This is a genomic window from Haladaptatus marinus (genome assembly GCF_051194195.1).
Genome location: NZ_JBLZNK010000003.1, coordinates 767,831 through 782,519, shown reverse-complemented (window position 1 = coordinate 782,519; position 14,689 = coordinate 767,831). Strand labels below are relative to the sequence as shown.

The 14,689-nt window shown below is 59.1% G+C and carries 19 protein-coding genes; 14 read left to right on the top strand and 5 right to left on the bottom strand.

Features of this window, described 5'->3' with window-relative positions; genetic code table 11:
- Positions 1–103 precede the first annotated feature (103 nt).
- Complete coding sequence (locus tag ACN2TU_RS10100) at positions 104–625, top strand: DUF5817 domain-containing protein (protein WP_435155081.1); 522 nt, start codon at positions 104–106, stop codon at positions 623–625.
- 24 nt (positions 626–649) lie between these two features.
- On the opposite strand, the gene ACN2TU_RS10095 is transcribed toward ACN2TU_RS10100, so the two are convergent.
- A complete protein-coding gene (locus tag ACN2TU_RS10095; protein ID WP_435155080.1) occupies positions 650–790 on the bottom strand; it encodes a hypothetical protein in 141 nt (46 codons plus the stop codon).
- A gap of 125 nt (positions 791–915) precedes the next feature.
- Complete coding sequence (gene hmgA / locus ACN2TU_RS10090) at positions 916–2,127, bottom strand: hydroxymethylglutaryl-CoA reductase (NADPH) (RefSeq protein ID WP_435155079.1); 1,212 nt, start codon at positions 2,125–2,127, stop codon at positions 916–918.
- An 85-nt stretch (positions 2,128–2,212) separates the two neighbouring features.
- On the opposite strand from hmgA, the gene ACN2TU_RS10085 reads away from it, so the two are divergent.
- Together ACN2TU_RS10085 and ACN2TU_RS10080 are read left to right on the top strand one after the other, a co-directional pair.
- On the top strand, positions 2,213–2,716 hold the full coding sequence (locus tag ACN2TU_RS10085) for a GNAT family N-acetyltransferase (protein ID WP_435155078.1): 504 nt from the start codon (positions 2,213–2,215) through the stop codon (positions 2,714–2,716).
- 60 nt (positions 2,717–2,776) lie between these two features.
- On the top strand, positions 2,777–3,007 hold the full coding sequence (locus ACN2TU_RS10080; RefSeq protein WP_435155077.1) for a hypothetical protein: 231 nt from the start codon (positions 2,777–2,779) through the stop codon (positions 3,005–3,007).
- 30 nt (positions 3,008–3,037) lie between these two features.
- Here ACN2TU_RS10080 and ACN2TU_RS10075 read toward each other — a convergent pair whose 3' ends face one another.
- Positions 3,038–3,520: a hypothetical protein gene (locus tag ACN2TU_RS10075; protein ID WP_435155076.1), complete on the bottom strand. Its 483-nt coding sequence runs from the start codon at positions 3,518–3,520 to the stop codon at positions 3,038–3,040.
- An 82-nt stretch (positions 3,521–3,602) separates the two neighbouring features.
- On the opposite strand from ACN2TU_RS10075, the gene ACN2TU_RS10070 reads away from it, so the two are divergent.
- From ACN2TU_RS10070 to ACN2TU_RS10035, 8 genes are all read left to right on the top strand, one after another.
- Complete coding sequence (locus tag ACN2TU_RS10070; RefSeq protein ID WP_435155075.1) at positions 3,603–5,135, top strand: amidohydrolase; 1,533 nt, start codon at positions 3,603–3,605, stop codon at positions 5,133–5,135.
- Between the two features lie 25 nt (positions 5,136–5,160).
- On the top strand, positions 5,161–5,352 hold the full coding sequence (locus tag ACN2TU_RS10065; RefSeq protein WP_435155074.1) for a hypothetical protein: 192 nt from the start codon (positions 5,161–5,163) through the stop codon (positions 5,350–5,352).
- 220 nt (positions 5,353–5,572) lie between these two features.
- Positions 5,573–6,706 (top strand): quinolinate synthase NadA, encoded by a 1,134-nt coding sequence (nadA, locus tag ACN2TU_RS10060; RefSeq protein WP_435155072.1) that lies wholly within the window; start codon positions 5,573–5,575, stop codon positions 6,704–6,706.
- Entirely contained in the window at positions 6,703–7,200 is a 498-nt protein-coding gene (locus ACN2TU_RS10055; RefSeq protein ID WP_435155070.1) for an FAD-dependent oxidoreductase, read from the top strand. The genes nadA and ACN2TU_RS10055 overlap by 4 nt, the downstream gene beginning before the upstream one ends.
- 15 nt (positions 7,201–7,215) lie before the next feature.
- Positions 7,216–7,968 carry an inositol monophosphatase family protein gene (locus ACN2TU_RS10050; RefSeq protein WP_435155069.1) on the top strand — a complete coding sequence of 251 codons (753 nt, stop codon included), beginning with the start codon at positions 7,216–7,218 and terminating at the stop codon, positions 7,966–7,968.
- 191 nt (positions 7,969–8,159) lie between these two features.
- Positions 8,160–8,591, top strand: a complete 432-nt coding sequence (locus tag ACN2TU_RS10045) for an ester cyclase (protein WP_435155068.1) — start codon at positions 8,160–8,162, stop codon at positions 8,589–8,591.
- Positions 8,592–8,768: 177 nt separating this feature from the next.
- Complete coding sequence (locus tag ACN2TU_RS10040; RefSeq protein WP_435155067.1) at positions 8,769–9,059, top strand: hypothetical protein; 291 nt, start codon at positions 8,769–8,771, stop codon at positions 9,057–9,059.
- A gap of 13 nt (positions 9,060–9,072) precedes the next feature.
- Entirely contained in the window at positions 9,073–9,273 is a 201-nt protein-coding gene (locus ACN2TU_RS10035; protein WP_435155066.1) for an HVO_0649 family zinc finger protein, read from the top strand.
- Here the strand turns inward: ACN2TU_RS10035 and gpmI are convergent.
- Entirely contained in the window at positions 9,270–10,787 is a 1,518-nt protein-coding gene (gene gpmI / locus ACN2TU_RS10030; RefSeq protein WP_435155064.1) for a 2,3-bisphosphoglycerate-independent phosphoglycerate mutase, read from the bottom strand. The two genes, ACN2TU_RS10035 and gpmI, sit on opposite strands and share 4 nt — an antisense overlap.
- A 101-nt stretch (positions 10,788–10,888) precedes the next feature.
- Between gpmI and ACN2TU_RS10025 the strand changes: the two genes are divergently transcribed.
- Complete coding sequence (locus ACN2TU_RS10025; protein WP_435155062.1) at positions 10,889–12,139, top strand: DNA double-strand break repair nuclease NurA; 1,251 nt, start codon at positions 10,889–10,891, stop codon at positions 12,137–12,139.
- Here the strand turns inward: ACN2TU_RS10025 and ACN2TU_RS10020 are convergent.
- Positions 12,133–12,468, bottom strand: a complete 336-nt coding sequence (locus ACN2TU_RS10020) for a DUF7113 family protein (protein WP_435155061.1) — start codon at positions 12,466–12,468, stop codon at positions 12,133–12,135. The genes ACN2TU_RS10025 and ACN2TU_RS10020 overlap by 7 nt on opposite strands.
- 149 nt (positions 12,469–12,617) lie before the next feature.
- On the opposite strand from ACN2TU_RS10020, the gene ACN2TU_RS10015 reads away from it, so the two are divergent.
- Positions 12,618–12,839 (top strand): hypothetical protein, encoded by a 222-nt coding sequence (locus ACN2TU_RS10015; RefSeq protein WP_435155060.1) that lies wholly within the window; start codon positions 12,618–12,620, stop codon positions 12,837–12,839.
- Entirely contained in the window at positions 12,836–14,644 is a 1,809-nt protein-coding gene (locus ACN2TU_RS10010; protein ID WP_435155059.1) for an ATP-binding protein, read from the top strand. The genes ACN2TU_RS10015 and ACN2TU_RS10010 overlap by 4 nt, the downstream gene beginning before the upstream one ends.
- Positions 14,645–14,689 lie beyond the last annotated feature (45 nt).

Genomic DNA, 14,689 nt, shown 5'->3' with positions numbered 1-14,689 from the left:
CTCACACGCAAGGGTGGTAAACCTCCGGGAGAGGATTTAAGTATGAGAACGAACCCACGTTCCGAGCGTAGGGTTGAACAGGGAGGCCACCGGAAGCATACTCATGTACAGCGTCGTCGGTTGTAGCGCGTGTAGCAACCTGTGGATAGTCGATGGAAACCCGAAGACGACGCAATGCTCGCGCTGTAGGAAACGGCGACAGTTTCGGAAGCTGAAGAAGTTCGCCGAATCGGACGACGAAGACCATGCGCGAGAGGTTCGTGCCTCGATGCTCGCAAACCGGCAGGGCCACGGCGATGCCTTCGCCGAACTCGACTCGTTCGCCGAGATGAACTCACAAGTCGAACACGCCGGAATGGACGATGAGGAGTTCTTAGACCGCTCCGGTATCGACACGGAGGAGGTATCCGCTGCCGAAAAACGCTCCCGAGGAGAGAATACGAGCAAAAGCAAAAAACAGGTCGTTCTGGATGCGCTCTCCACCTTCGACAGGCCAGAGGAGAGCGAAATCGTCGCGTACGCGTATGAACGTGGCGTTTCCCGGGACTACGTCGAAGCGGCACTGGAAAAACTCGTTCACCGTGGGGAGGTCAGCGAGAGTCGAGGACGCTATCGTCGTATTTGAAAGTCGGGAATGGGAAATCCCGACTTAGAGGAGCGCACCGTTCAATCCCTTCCACACCGCGACGACCAACGTGACGACGGTTAACAACAGTTTCAGGAACTGAAGGACTCGATACGCCCTGGAGTCGTTAATCGGTGCGTCCTCGTCGGAGGGTGCTGTAGCCATCGAAGGTCACCATCGGGCGGCACGTTGCGAGAGATTCCATCCATCGCACGTGCCAGTTGGGTATTCTCCGTCCTTCGTAATAAATTTCTAGAAAAATTAAATGGATTTTATTCTCCAATTGGGTCTTACCGACCCAATTCCTCGTGGGCGCTCGAAAGATGACGTGATGCGAGTGCCGCGAGTAGGGAGAGTTCACCGGCAAGCGCGCCGACGGCGATGATTTCCGCGAGTGCGTCCGTATTGCTTCCGGCAGGGTCACCGCCCCCACGGAGTCCCAGCACGTCGAGGGCTTCCGACTGCGTGGGGAGTTTCGTGCCGCCCCCGACGGTGCCGACTTCCAAACTGGCGATGCTGACGCTGGCATACAACTCGTCGTCCCGTGCTTCAACGGTCGTAATCGCGTTGCTTCCTTCAACCACCTGTGCGGCGTCCTGTCCAGTTGCGAGGAACGCGGCAGCGATGACGTTCGCCGCGTGCGCGTTGAAACCGAGGCTCCCGGCTTTCGCGCTTCCAACGAGGTTCTTTCGCGTGTTCGCCTCCTCGATGGCTTCCGGGGTGGTGTGGAGCCGGTCTTCGACCGTCTCGCGCGGGATTCGAACGTCCGCCGTAACGCTCCGACCACGGCCTTCGACGGCGTTGATGGCGGCGGGTTTCTTGTCGGTACAGAGGTTGCCGGAGAGCGCGACGAGGCTTGCGGGGGTTTTTTCTTCGACCAGCGAAGCAGCTTCGCGCGTCGCGATGGTCACCATGTTCATCCCCATCGCATCCTTCGTGTCGTAGACGAACCGGAGGAAGACGGAGTCGCCGACGACGTAGGTAGTCACGTCGATGAGTTCGCCGTGGTTCGTCGTTGATTCGGCGGCCTCGGCGAGTTTGTCGCGGTTGTCTCGAACCCAGTTGACGACCGTTTCGGCTTCGGCAACACCTTGCACGCGGAAGACGGGCGCGCGAGTCATCCCCGTTTTCGTGACGCGGGCCTCAGCACCCCCAGCGCCGCTAATAACCGAACACCCGCGGTTGACGCTGGCGAGCAGGGCACCCTCGGTCGTCGCGAGCGGAAGGTAGTAATTGCCCGCTGCGGAGCCGCCATCGACGGTCACGGGTCCGGCGATTCCCATCGGAATTTGGGCCGCACCGACCATGTTCTCGATGTTGGGCTCGGCCAGCTCAGCGTCGAAGGCGTAGTCGCCGACCGTATCGAGGGTCGCGTCGGTTTCCGCTTCGAGGAGTTTTCGGCGGGCCTCGGTGGCGGTATCGTGATCCGTGTGCTCTTCGAGTTCGTGCAGCCGCAGGTCGCCTGCACGAACCTGTTCCGCGAGTTCGTCTGCGTCGGTCATGGTTCGGGATTTCTCCCCGACCCTCTAACAGTTGCTCATTTGTACGAGCCAGCAACGATTTGCCCACCCTGCATGAATATCTACTATGGAAACGAGACGTGTGACGACGGCGGATATCCCCGAAATCCGGCACATCTCACGCAAAGCGGTGAATGCGGCATACGAATTTCTTCCGACCAGGGAACGCGAAGCGACCGTCCGCGAGCGGTTCAGCGCGGAACGATTCGAAACGGCACTGGCGGACGACGATGTAATACTCGTCGCCGCAATCGACGGTGGCGAACTCGTCGGGTACGCGCACGTGGACGCGGTCAATCGCGCCGATGCCGTCGGCGAGGCGGTCTTACAGGGTATCTACGTTTCACCGGAACAATGGCAGGAAGGCGTCGGAACCGCGCTGCTCGACACCCTCGAGGACGAAATCCGAAAGCGCGGGTTCACACAGCTATCGGTTGCCGTCCTCGTCGACAACGAGCGAGGAAAGCGGTTTTTCGAGTCGAAAGGTTTCGAGCGCATTGAAGAGCGAGTCGAAGACCTCTTCACGGGGGGCACCGCGTACCAGCAGGTTTACTACCACGATTTCGCGTAGAAACCCCGACGACCTCGCTGAAAACAAAACAGTCAATTAGACCGAGAGAATTACGCAGCTATGGTCGAGATCACGATTCCGGTATTTCTCGCCGTCCCGCTCGCGCTCCTCGGTGCCGCATGGATATACCGTGATGCCAGCAAACGGAAGATGAGTACCGCGGATATGTGGGCCGTGGGCTTTTTTGTCGGTTTCTTCGTTCCGCCATTCATTGGTGGACTCGTAGTGTACGCGTTGTATCTCCGGAAGCGCAATCGCAGGGGTGGAACCGTCTACACTGTTCCAGAATAACTGCTATTTTCCGCCGGGCTTCGTTTCGACCTACTGGCTCGTGACGTTCTCTCGATGGACGACCTCCCCGTCGTGAACGACCGTCAGCGTGAATTTCCCGTGTGGGCCGCCGTCCGGAATCTGGACGGTTGCGGTGTAGTTCGCCAGCCCTGTGCAGTTCCGCTTCGGCTTTTCGCTTGCTCGGTCGCCGGTCACCCGGAGCGTGTAGTTGCTCCACCCCGTCTCGACCAACTTCGGTTTTCCCAGCGTGTACGACGCATCGGGGACGCTCACGTTTCCGGCGACGACGAGATAGCTCTCCCCGTTCTCGGTTCGTTTCGTCGTCCGAACGTGGTGTTCGGGCGAATCGACACAGCCACCGCCGGTCAGCACCGTATTCACCAGTTTCGGCTCCTCGGGTTTTTTCTCGGTGAAGACTCCCGTCTGCGTCTTCTGACCGTGAAACCCGACACTGGAGCAACCGGCGAGGAGGACGAGCGTGGCGAGAAAAAGGACAGGTACCGTCGGGCGCATTGCGAACACGGTCACAGCGAACAATGAAATGCTTTCTGCCGCTCCCCGAACAGTTATCGCCGTCGGAATACACCACGAAAACATGACAGCGCCAGCGGATGTGATTTTCACGAACGCCGAGATACACACCCTCGCAGAGACCGACGAGACGGCGGAAGCGGTCGCCGTCCGCGACGGGGAAATCGTTCGTGTGGACAACGCCTACGAAGTGGACTTTCTGGAAGGCGTCGAAACCGAGGTTATCGACCTCGACGGACGTGTTCTTCTCCCGGGATTCATCGATGCTCATACGCATCTAATGATGGTCGGTAGCTATCTCGTCAACGCCGACCTCTCGGACGCGGATTCGCCCGCCGACTGCGTGGAACTGCTCGCCGAACTGGACGCCGACCGCGAATGGGTGCTCGGCTACGGATTCGACGAGAGTATGTGGGAGGAATCGCGCTATCTCACCCGCGATGACCTCGATTCAGTGAGCGAAACGCGACCGGTGGTCGCGTTTCGTGAGGATATGCACACCGCTTCCGTCAACAGCGAGGCCCTTTCTCGCCTCCGCGACGAGATGCCGGACGAGGACGTAGAAACGAAAGGCGGCGAACCGACCGGAGTCATCGTGGAGGATGCCGTGGATGCCATCTACGAAGCCATCGAACCCGATGCCGAGACGATGCGCGAACTCCTCCTCTCGGCACAGCGGGACGCCCACGAGAAGGGAATTACCGGCGTTCACGACATGGTTCGACGCTCGCGGGCACCCGAAGTGTACCGTAGACTCGAACTCGACGGCGAGCTTTCCCTGCGGGTTCGTATCAACTACTGGAGCGACCACATCGACGCGATCGAGGAAATCGGTCTCCAGACGAACCACGGAAGCGAGTTCGTCCGAACTGGTGGAATCAAGACGTTCACCGACGGGAGTTTCGGCGGTCGAACCGCGAAACTCTCCGAACCTTACGCCGACGGCGAGGGAACTGGACAGTGGGTCGTCTCACCTGAGGAACTGGACGAACTCGTCACTCGCGCGGACGACGCCGGATTGCAGGTCACGGCGCACGCCATTGGCGACGAGGCAATCGACGCGACGCTCGACGCGTTCTGCGAAACAGGCGACCCCGGCGCGATGCGACACCGCGTCGAACACGTTGAACTTATCACCGACGAACAAATCGAACGCTTTGCCGACTCCGGCATCGTCGCCTCCGTTCAGCCGAACTTCCTGAAATGGGCGCAGGAGGGCGGTCTCTACGATGCTCGATTGGGTGAAGAGCGAAGGAAGCGGACGAATCGTTTCCGAACTCTGCTGGATGCCGGTGCGAACCTCGCGTTCGGTAGCGATTGTATGCCCCTCGACCCGCTGCTCGGGATTCACCAGACCGTCAACGCTCCGGTCGAAGCACAGCAACTGAGCGTCACCGAGGCACTCCGCGCGTACACGCACGGAGCGGCCTACGCTGGATTCGACGAGAACCGTCTCGGAACCGTCGAGAACGGCAAGAAGGCGGACTTCGTCGTTCTCGACGGCTCGCCGTGGGAGCACGAGGATGACATCGAGGACATCGGCGTCGCGATGACGGTCGTGGATGGCGATGTCGTTTTCGACGGACGGAACGATTAAACACCGTCGTATCAAATCTTCTACTGTGTTTCCACCCCTCCTCACTGCCGAGTTCGGCGGCGTGTTCCTGTTGTTTCTCCTGTTTGCCGTCGGTGCCCCGCTCGTCCTTTGGTCACTCATCGATTTGGAAAGCGAAGGGGAGCGAACCGAACACGGCGATTGGGAAAGCGCCGAACGCGCCGCACGCCGTGACACGAGCGACGATGACCGCTACTGAGAACTGACCGTCAGGCATTCCGAGCCGTTTTCTCGTGCCCCTGAACGTATAGTGATTGTTGCGAGCAAATATTCGCGATTTCTGTTCGACACTCGGGGGTGATTGCGTTCTGTAGCTTAGTCCGGTTTACGACAATGGAAAGAATGTTGTTCTCAGTATTGAAGAGAAAATATTTTCAATACCTCGTGTTATCGACTAGTGTATCTATAGGCGGGACAACATGCCAACAATGGAAATGGGAACCCTCGAAACAGAGCTTAGTCTCTTCAAATACGACAACTTAGAGCAACTCCCTTCGGAGTACCGGGAGTTGTCGGAAGAAGAACGAACGGAGCGAATCGAACGTTCGCTCGACCGACTGGACGACGACGTGGTCGTCCTCGGCCACAACTACCAGCGGCGGGAAATCGTCGAACACGCGAACTTTGTCGGCGACTCGTACCAGTTGAGCGTCGAGGCCGCGAACGCGGACGCCGAATACGTCGTCTTCTGCGGCGTTACCTTCATGGCCGAATCGGCGGATATCATCACCGACGACGAGCAGACGGTCATCCTCCCGTCGATGGAGGCGTCCTGCCCGATGGCCGGGATGGCAGAAGCCCTGCAAGTCGATTCCGCGTGGGCGAAAATCGAGTCCGCGACATCGGACGCCGATATCATTCCGATCACGTACATGAACTCCTACGCCGACCTCAAGGCGTTCTGTGCGGAACAGGGCGGTGCAGTGTGTACGTCCTCGAACGCTCACCAGGTCTTCGAATGGGCGCTGGAGCGGGGGGACAAAATACTCTTTTTACCCGACAAACACCTCGGCGAGAACACCGCCCATCGTCTCGGTTTGGAGGACAGCGTTACGGAGTGGGATCCGTGGAATCCCGCAGAGCAGAACCCCGAAGCCGTCGCCGAGAGCGACATCATCCTCTGGAACGGCTACTGCCAGGTACACGAACGATTCACCGTCGAGCATATCGACCGCGTTCGAGAAAACCACCCTGGTGCGCAGGTCGTCGTGCATCCGGAGTGTCGGAGAGAAGTCGTCGAATCGGCGGACGTAGTGGGGAGCACGGCGACGGTTTGCGAGACGGTAGCCGACGCAGCCCCCGACGAAACGTGGGCCATCGGCACGGAAATCCATCTCGTACGGCACCTCCAACGCTGGCACCCGGAGGTGACTGTCGTTCCGCTTTGTGGTGATGCTTGTATGGACTGTAACGCGATGCGCCAGACCGACCCGAACTACCTGACGTGGGTGCTCGAAGAACTGGTCGAAGGTCGGGAACGAAACGTTATCGAAGTCCAACCGCACGAAAAGGAACTCGCTACGGTGGCACTCGACAGGATGCTCGAACTATGACGGGGAACGCGAAGGCGACCTGGGCGGACGTTCTCGTCGTGGGAAGCGGAATCGCGGGGTGCAGCGCAGCGTTCGCCGCCGCCCGTGCCGGTGCGAATGTCCTCGTCGCGACGAAGGCAACCCGTCCGGAAAACGCCGCGACACACTGGGCACAGGGTGGCATCGCGGTCACGCGCGACAAGCCGGAATCGCTTCGAGCTTCCTTCGCCACGAAAATCGAAGTCGAAGTCGAGGGACCGATTGATGGCGAACGGGCCGCCGAGGTCGGTGCGGACATCGTCCTCCTCGACAACTGCTCGCCCGCCGAGGTCGAACGCGGCGTCGAACTGCTTCCCGACGAGGTGCTCGCGGAGGCCAGCGGCGGAATCGAAATCGAGGACGTGCCCGTCTACACCGAAACCGGCGTGGACGTGATTTCCATGGGGTCGCTAACGCATTCGGCGCGGAGCTTGGATTTCTCGTTTCGAACTGGCCGGGGCAGATTTGACTCCTGAGTGAAAGGTACACGTATGGACTCGTTCGAGGAGGCGGCGGTGGAGGCGTGTCGAGTCGCAGGCGAGTATCTCGTAGCGGAGTTCGAGCGCGAATCGCTCGACGCGAACTACGGCCCGGATGACGTGAAGGCTGCTGCGGATCGAGGTTCCGAACGGCGAATTCTCGACGTGCTCACGTCGGCGTATCCCGACCACGGAATCTTCGCCGAGGAGTCGGGCAAACGAGCGGGCGAGAGCGACTATCGCTGGGTCGTCGACCCGCTGGACGGGACGAACAACTTCTGTTCTGGCATCCCTTACTTTGGGACTGCGGTGGCGCTTCTCCACGAAAACGACACCGTGCTGTCGGTGGTTCACGACCCGCTTCACGACGACACCTACGTCGCCGAGCGCGGCGAAGGGGCAACGCTGAACGGCAAGTCGATTCATGCCGAAAGCGACGTGACGAGCGACCATGCGACGGTTTCGTTCGTCATCGGTATCGACGTGCTTCGGGATGACGAACTGAAGCGACGCGCCGACGAACTCGACTCCGCGCTCTTCGGTCACGTAAAGCGCGTTTGGAAGAGTTGGGCACCGGCCCTGGACTGGGGACTACTGGCGCGTGGCAAACTCGAAGCGGTCGTCTGCTTCCACCCGGACGAGGTCGAACAGCACGCCGGTTGGTTGCTCGCCGAGGAAAGCGGCGCGCGACTGGCAACTGAGGGCGACCTGTTCGTCGCGGCGGCGAGCGACGAGGTGTTTGCGGAACTCGAATCGCTGTTCTGAGGACGACAGCGCAGTGGTCGATGGTTGCGGAATCGTGCGTGATATCACTGCACTCATTTTCCGCCATGCGTTGATTGGTTGCTCACGACCATGCCTCACAAGCCACTATCACTCAAGTGACCGATACGAGCGTTCACCTCCGTCCACATTTATCGAGATGTGTGTCGTACCCGCAACTTGGGGATGGAAAAATGTCACAGACCGCCGAAAATACTGACATCGTTCGGCATTTCGTCAACCAAGCGTTGAACGACGGGAACCTGAACGCAGTCGATAGGTATCTCGCAGAGGATTTCGTCCGGCACGACCCTACTGCACCGGACATTCACGGACGAGACGGATACAAGGAGTTCGTCGAGATGAATCGGACTGCGTTCCCCGATTATCACGAAACCATCGAAAGTATGATTTCGGAGGGTGACACCGTGATGTATCGATGGACGTTCCGCGGCACACATCGGGGTGAATTCCTGGGCGTTGAACCGACTGGAAAGGAGATCGAGGCGACCGGAATGGTCGAAATGCGCCTCGAAGACTGTGAAATCGTCGAGTTGTGGGATAATTTCGATGCCTTGGGGGTACTCGAACAGCTCGGTGCCATCCCCGAGCAACGATTACAATAATCCCATCCACATTTTCAGTAGTCCAAAATCTCTCGCCAGTACCGGCTCTTCACCGTCCTTTTGTCCGATAGGTCGTGCTATCAGTACCGCTCGAATCGTGGTTCTATTCGACTTTCAGACCGTCTTCACCACTGTTCGAAAATACTATATGACGAGAACGGATTCCGAGTCGGACAGGTGAACCTACCGCGCAGTGCCGTCCTCAAATACTACTGTTTCCGAACGTGCATCTCAATCGGCTTCATCGCGCCCATCTGGGTACTGTTCGTCAAATCAAAGGGGCTGTCCTACACCGAAATCATACTCCTTGACAGGATTTGGGGTGTGGGATTGGTACTCGGCGGATTCCTGGTGTTTGGCTCGCTCGTCATCCAACTGTGGGAATCGCCGGTTGCACGGGAGCACGCGACCACACCAGCTGACTACCTGGCTTTTCTGAACAATCGTTACAATTATTGCCCGCCATGATATACGATACCACATGGCAATCAAACAGGGTCGTTCCCCATTCGACAGGCTTCGAAAGCACTACGAAAAGACGGAACGACGATGTGCAAAGTGTGGTTACGTTGACGAAGAAGGGGAATGGCGTGTCACCGCACGCGGCGGGGAGATGCATTTCCAACACATCTGCCCACGCTGTGATGCGATCGACACGCGAGTGCTCCGGTACAACCGCTAGCGAAGCAGCGATTCGCCGGTCATCGCGTCCGGTTGTTCGACCCCGATGACCGAGAGGAGCGACGGCGCAAGGTCACAGAGTGACCCTTCTTCTCGAATCTCTTTATCACCGTCATCACCCTCGGGCGAGAGATAGACGAGGGGAACCGCATTGTACGTGTGCGCTGTGTGCGGGTCGTCCGGCGTTCCCATGTCGTCAGCATTCCCGTGGTCTGCGGTGACGAAGACGTGTGCACCGTGGTTTTGGAGGGCTTCCACGAGTCGCCCGAGCTGTTCGTCCACCGCTTCGACGGCGGCGACTGCGGCGTCGAAATCCCCAGTGTGGCCGACCATGTCCGGATTCGCATAGTTCAACACAAGCACGTCGGGGTCGTCGGACTCGATAACCGAGATGGCTGTGTCGGTCACTTCTTTCGCACTCATCTTGGGTTGCAGGTCGTAGGTCGGCACGTCCGGGCTCTCCACGATTTTCCGGATTTCCCCGTCGAACTCGACTTCGCGCCCGCCGTTCAGGAAGTAGGTGACGTGAGCGTACTTCTCCGATTCGGCGAGTCGGAGCTGTGTTTTGCCGTGCTCGGCGAGCACTTCGCCCAGCGTGTCCTCAGGTTGGTTCGGCGGGAAGGCAACCGGCAGGTCGAACTCCGCGTCGTACTGCGTCATCATCACGAACTCGATTTTCGGGGGGTTGGTTTCGAACTCCCAGACGGGGTCGATGTCACAAACCATTCGTGTCAACTGCCGGGCGCGGTCGGAACGGAAGTTGAAGAAGACGACCGCGTCGCCGTCTTCGAGCGCCGGGCCACCCGTAATCAGCGTCGGTTCCACGAACTCGTCCGTCTCGCCGCGCTCGTAGGACTCGCGGACGGCATCGACCGCGGTTTCGGCCGTGTACTCGGTTTCCCGATTCACGATGGCGTCGTAGGCGCGCTTCGTTCGTTCCCAGTTCTGGTCGCGATCCATCGCGTAGTAGCGACCCGAGACGGTCGCAACGTCGCCGGTTCCACGCTCGTCGATGACTTCCTGCAAGTCGCCGAGGAAGCCGTCGCCGCTTTTGGGCGGCGTGTCGCGCCCGTCCATGAAAGCGTGCGTAACCGCATCGACACCACGGTTTGCAGCGAGTTCGATGAGCGTGTAGAGATGTTGCTGGGCCGAATGGACGCCGCCCTCGCTGACTAACCCCATAAAATGAACGCGACCGTCGTGGTCGCGTGCGTAGTCGAACGCGTCGTTGATGGCTTCGTTCTCGCCGAGTTCACCCGCTTCGATTGCGTCGCTGATGCGGGTGTACTCCTGTTTGACGACTCTGCCCGCACCGATATTGAGGTGGCCGACTTCGCTGTTTCCCATCTGTCCCTCCGGAAGGCCGACCCTGCGCCCCGACACGTCGAGTGTTCCGTATGCGCCCGAACGCGAGAGTCGGTCGAAGTTGGGCGTTTCGGCGGCCTCGATAGCGTTTCGTCCGCCGTCGTCACTTCCAAGTCCCCACCCGTCGAGCACGATGAGTCCCGCTTTCATGGGCGAACCGTCGGCGTCGGGGTGTAACTAACCTTCGCTCGAATCGTTCGTGAAATTCCGAAAGGTGCCCTTTTTTCCGGGTGCGATGGGATGCAGCGTGCATGACCTTAGACCCCGTCCACTTCGATGGCATCGCCGGATTGGCCGACAGAATCGATTACGAGGGGGAAGAGCGCAACCATCAGGAACTCGCCAGAAACGTCTGGGAGAACTACCTCGACCCGCTGTATCACGAAGGGACGGAGATTCTCCAACCACTCGATGCGCTGAAACGCCGGTGTGCGAACATCGAGAACCTCGCCCTCGAAGACGACCAGTTCGAGACGATGCACGGGCTCGATTCGGGCACCATCAACCCACAGCCGTTCAAAAACGGTCTGGTGGTGGACGTGGCACACGCGGCGATGAGTTCGACGCCGTCCGACCTCGATCTCCACGACTCCCGAACCGTCGTCAAGGCGATTCACACGAACGACAATTCGCACGATTTCGACACCGACTGGGAGTCCTACAGCGAAGGAAGCAAGCGACGAATCGTTCACGCACCGCGTCGGGACGACCACGAAGAGGACATCGTTCACGCACTCGCATTGTATCGCGCCGAGAGTCGGCACGCCTTGGATCATGCGAGCGACGTGTCCGATTTCCTGTTGCTGGATGGGCCGATGTACCCCAAAGGGATCATTCGCTGGCGCGACCGTGGGAAAATCCTCCCGGACCTCTTCGAGGAGTCCGCGGAGATACGGACGATTCTCGAAAATTACGTCCGACTGGTCGAGGAGTTCGCCGAGCGCGACGTGCCACTCGCCGGATTCGTCAAAAACATCTCCGCGAAGTCGATAATTCGGACGCTTCGAGACAAAGGCGTGAACGCGCCGTGGGCACACGACGCGGCGTTTTTCTCACAAGTTCTCGAACGGGGCGAGTACAAAGGGACGGAGTACGAACGACTGACCGACGACTTGACGCTGACGAACTGGTTTGTCTCCCGAGCGGGATCGGATTCCTTTTTCGGCAGTGAAGAGGCGGATCGCTACGTTGACCGGGAGTTCGCGCCGGAGCAGTACGAGGTAACGTTCTGCGTCGTCTACGACCCGCGTAGGGATTTGCTGTACAAAATCGAAGCGCCGCGAATATTTACCGAGGACGAGTCCTGTCGGCGACGAATCGAGCGCCAGATTCTGAAAGAGATCGCCATCGCGAAGGGACCGCCAAAAGTCATCTCGAAAGCCGATTCGCTCGCCAAAATCAGTCAGCACAGCACCCACTCGTTGATACGGAGTTTCGAGCGGTCGTTCGATAGCGAACTCGACTCGAACTATAACGCGATTCGCTGGGGGCGTAACTACTGAGGGACGTTTTTCTCGACGGAGATCTCGACTTCGTTCATATCCACGCCGATACGCGCGAACTGCGTTCGGATGTGTTCTTCCGCGGCGGTGATGGCTTGTTCACGGGTGTCGAACCCTCGTGGCATTGGTGTCTCGAATGCAACGTTGACCTCCTTGCCGGACACCGTCTGGGCGGTGCCCCCGCTTTCGACCTGATAGAACTCGTCGCACACCCACACGTAGGGAGCGTCTTCGTCCGGTGCGCCTTTGAACGTAGGGGCGCGTTCGCCCCGCTCGTACAGCGTCCCGGTTAGGGTCGTACCCCCTGCTTCGCCGCGAACGAGTAACATATCCTGAAATAGGATGTGAGGACATAAAAGGGACGCGGGGTGGATAGTGTGGGAAACGGTGTCAGCAAGCGGCCTCGGTAGCACTATGTTCCAATTTTGGTGTATTAAATGACACGACTTGATACCCCGTCCGCACGTAGCTGCGGACGATGCGAATAACGATTCGCGCCGTCATCGGTTCCCTCCAACTCCCGATTGCCGGGTTCGGGCTGCTTCTCCTCGTCGGTGTGAGTTCGCCGCTTGCCATCGTCGTAGCGCTTGGTTGGAAACTCGGTCTGTTCTCTCGGAACGAATCGGGTAGTCGATTTCAAGCGTTTCGAGGGCGGCGTGCGAAACACGTTTCACTCACGCCTGAGATGGCAGGCGCATGAGCGATTTGCGTAATTTCGAGGATTTCGGAAATGATTCCGGTGACGACGTGGAGACAACCACACCGGAATCCGAAACAAACGACGAATCGGAGGGTGACGGGTTCGACCGTGTCGAACTCGACCCGGTCGGCGACGACCGCGGAATCGGAACCCTCGCGGTATCGGAGGGGCTGGCAATTGGCGAAGATAGCGACGACACGCGACTCCGTGCCTACGTGACCGCGCCGAACCGGGCGGACGTACGAATCGGAAAATACCTGCTCGTGCCCTATCCGGACGGGGAAAAACTGTTCTGTCGTATCACGACCCTTGAGTACGCACAGGAGTTCCATAGCGACGATGCCACCGAAATTCACGCCCGGCGGGCCATGCGGAGCGAGTCGATAGACGAGACGGATTACAAATTCATGGCGACGCTGGAGCCGATTGCGGTGTTGTTCGAGGACGGGGACGAACTGAAACGGCGGATGACCGACCGCGTGCCGAAACCCGAAACCATCGTCCGGCAGGCCCGCGACAAGCGCGACATCAAAACCGGGCTGAAGATTCCGGAGGACGGTGTCTTTCTCGGCCACCTGTCGGTCGGCGGTGAGAAAGTTCGAACCGCCGCAGAACCGCCGATCATCGACTATCGCGTGAAAGACGATTACGAGTCGGGCGACCCGCTGGTGTTCCGACACACGCTCGTCGCAGGTGGAACGGGGTCGGGAAAGACCCATGGCGCGAAGAACATGCTTCGGCAGTATCTCTCGGAGGCGCGCACCTATCCGATGGAGGATGGTCGCGACGCTCGGATGGCAGTCGTGCAGTTCGACCCGCAGGACGAGTACGCCCAGATGCACGACGACAATCCGGAAGTCGGTACGGAATACGAACGAATGTGGGAGCGCGAAGGGGTTGCCCACGGAGGGCACGATGAAACTGTTGCGTTCGTTCCGAAAGTCAGCGGTGTCTCGTACGCGGCAGACCACCATCGCGCGGAGCAGATCGAATTCACGATTCCGTTTTCGATGGTCAGGGACAATCCGTGGCTCGTCGCGGGTGCGAAACTCAACGACAATCAGTATGGTGCACTTCGACAACTGCTCAAGCGGTTCTTCCGCAGTCACGGTGGCGATGGAACCTACCAAAACTTCCTGTCGTTCTTGGACGACCCGGCCCTCCGCGAGGAGTTGGACGAAAGTGGCCACGTGCACGAAGCGACGTTCGACGCCGTCAAACGCCGCGTTCGGTCGGTTCCGAGCAGCGTGTTCGACCAGTCCGCCGAACCGATTACCGACCTCGTCTCGCAGTTCGTCCGCCCGGGACGACTGTCGGTCGTCCCGACGTATCACCTGCCGACGAGTCGCGCGAAAGAGATGGTCGTCCTCGCCGTTTCTAGCCTGCTGGTGGATGAAAAACTCTCGAACTCGCCTGATTTCCCGCGCATCAAGGAAACGCCGCTGGTGGTCGGAATGGACGAAGCTCACAACTTCCTCTCGGATGCCAAAAGCGTGCAGGCCCAGAAGGTCATCGGAAAGTTCACCGAAGCCGCAAAACAGGGTCGAAAGGAGCGACTCGGCCTGTTCCTCATCACCCAAGACCCACAGGATATCGCCGAATCGGTGTTCAAACAGATAAACACGACCGTCGTGTTGAATCTGGGTGACGAAGACGCGATCAAGAGCGTGAACATTCCGCCGAACTTGGAAAAGAAGGTACCGTATATGGAGAAGGGGCAGATGGTCGTCTACTCCCCCGACAACTCCGAACCGGTCGAACTCATCGGTCTTCCAAAATGCGTTACCCGTCACGGCCGTGACTGAAGAACCGATACAGTGATGCACTTTCACTTTCAACGCTTCGTCTGC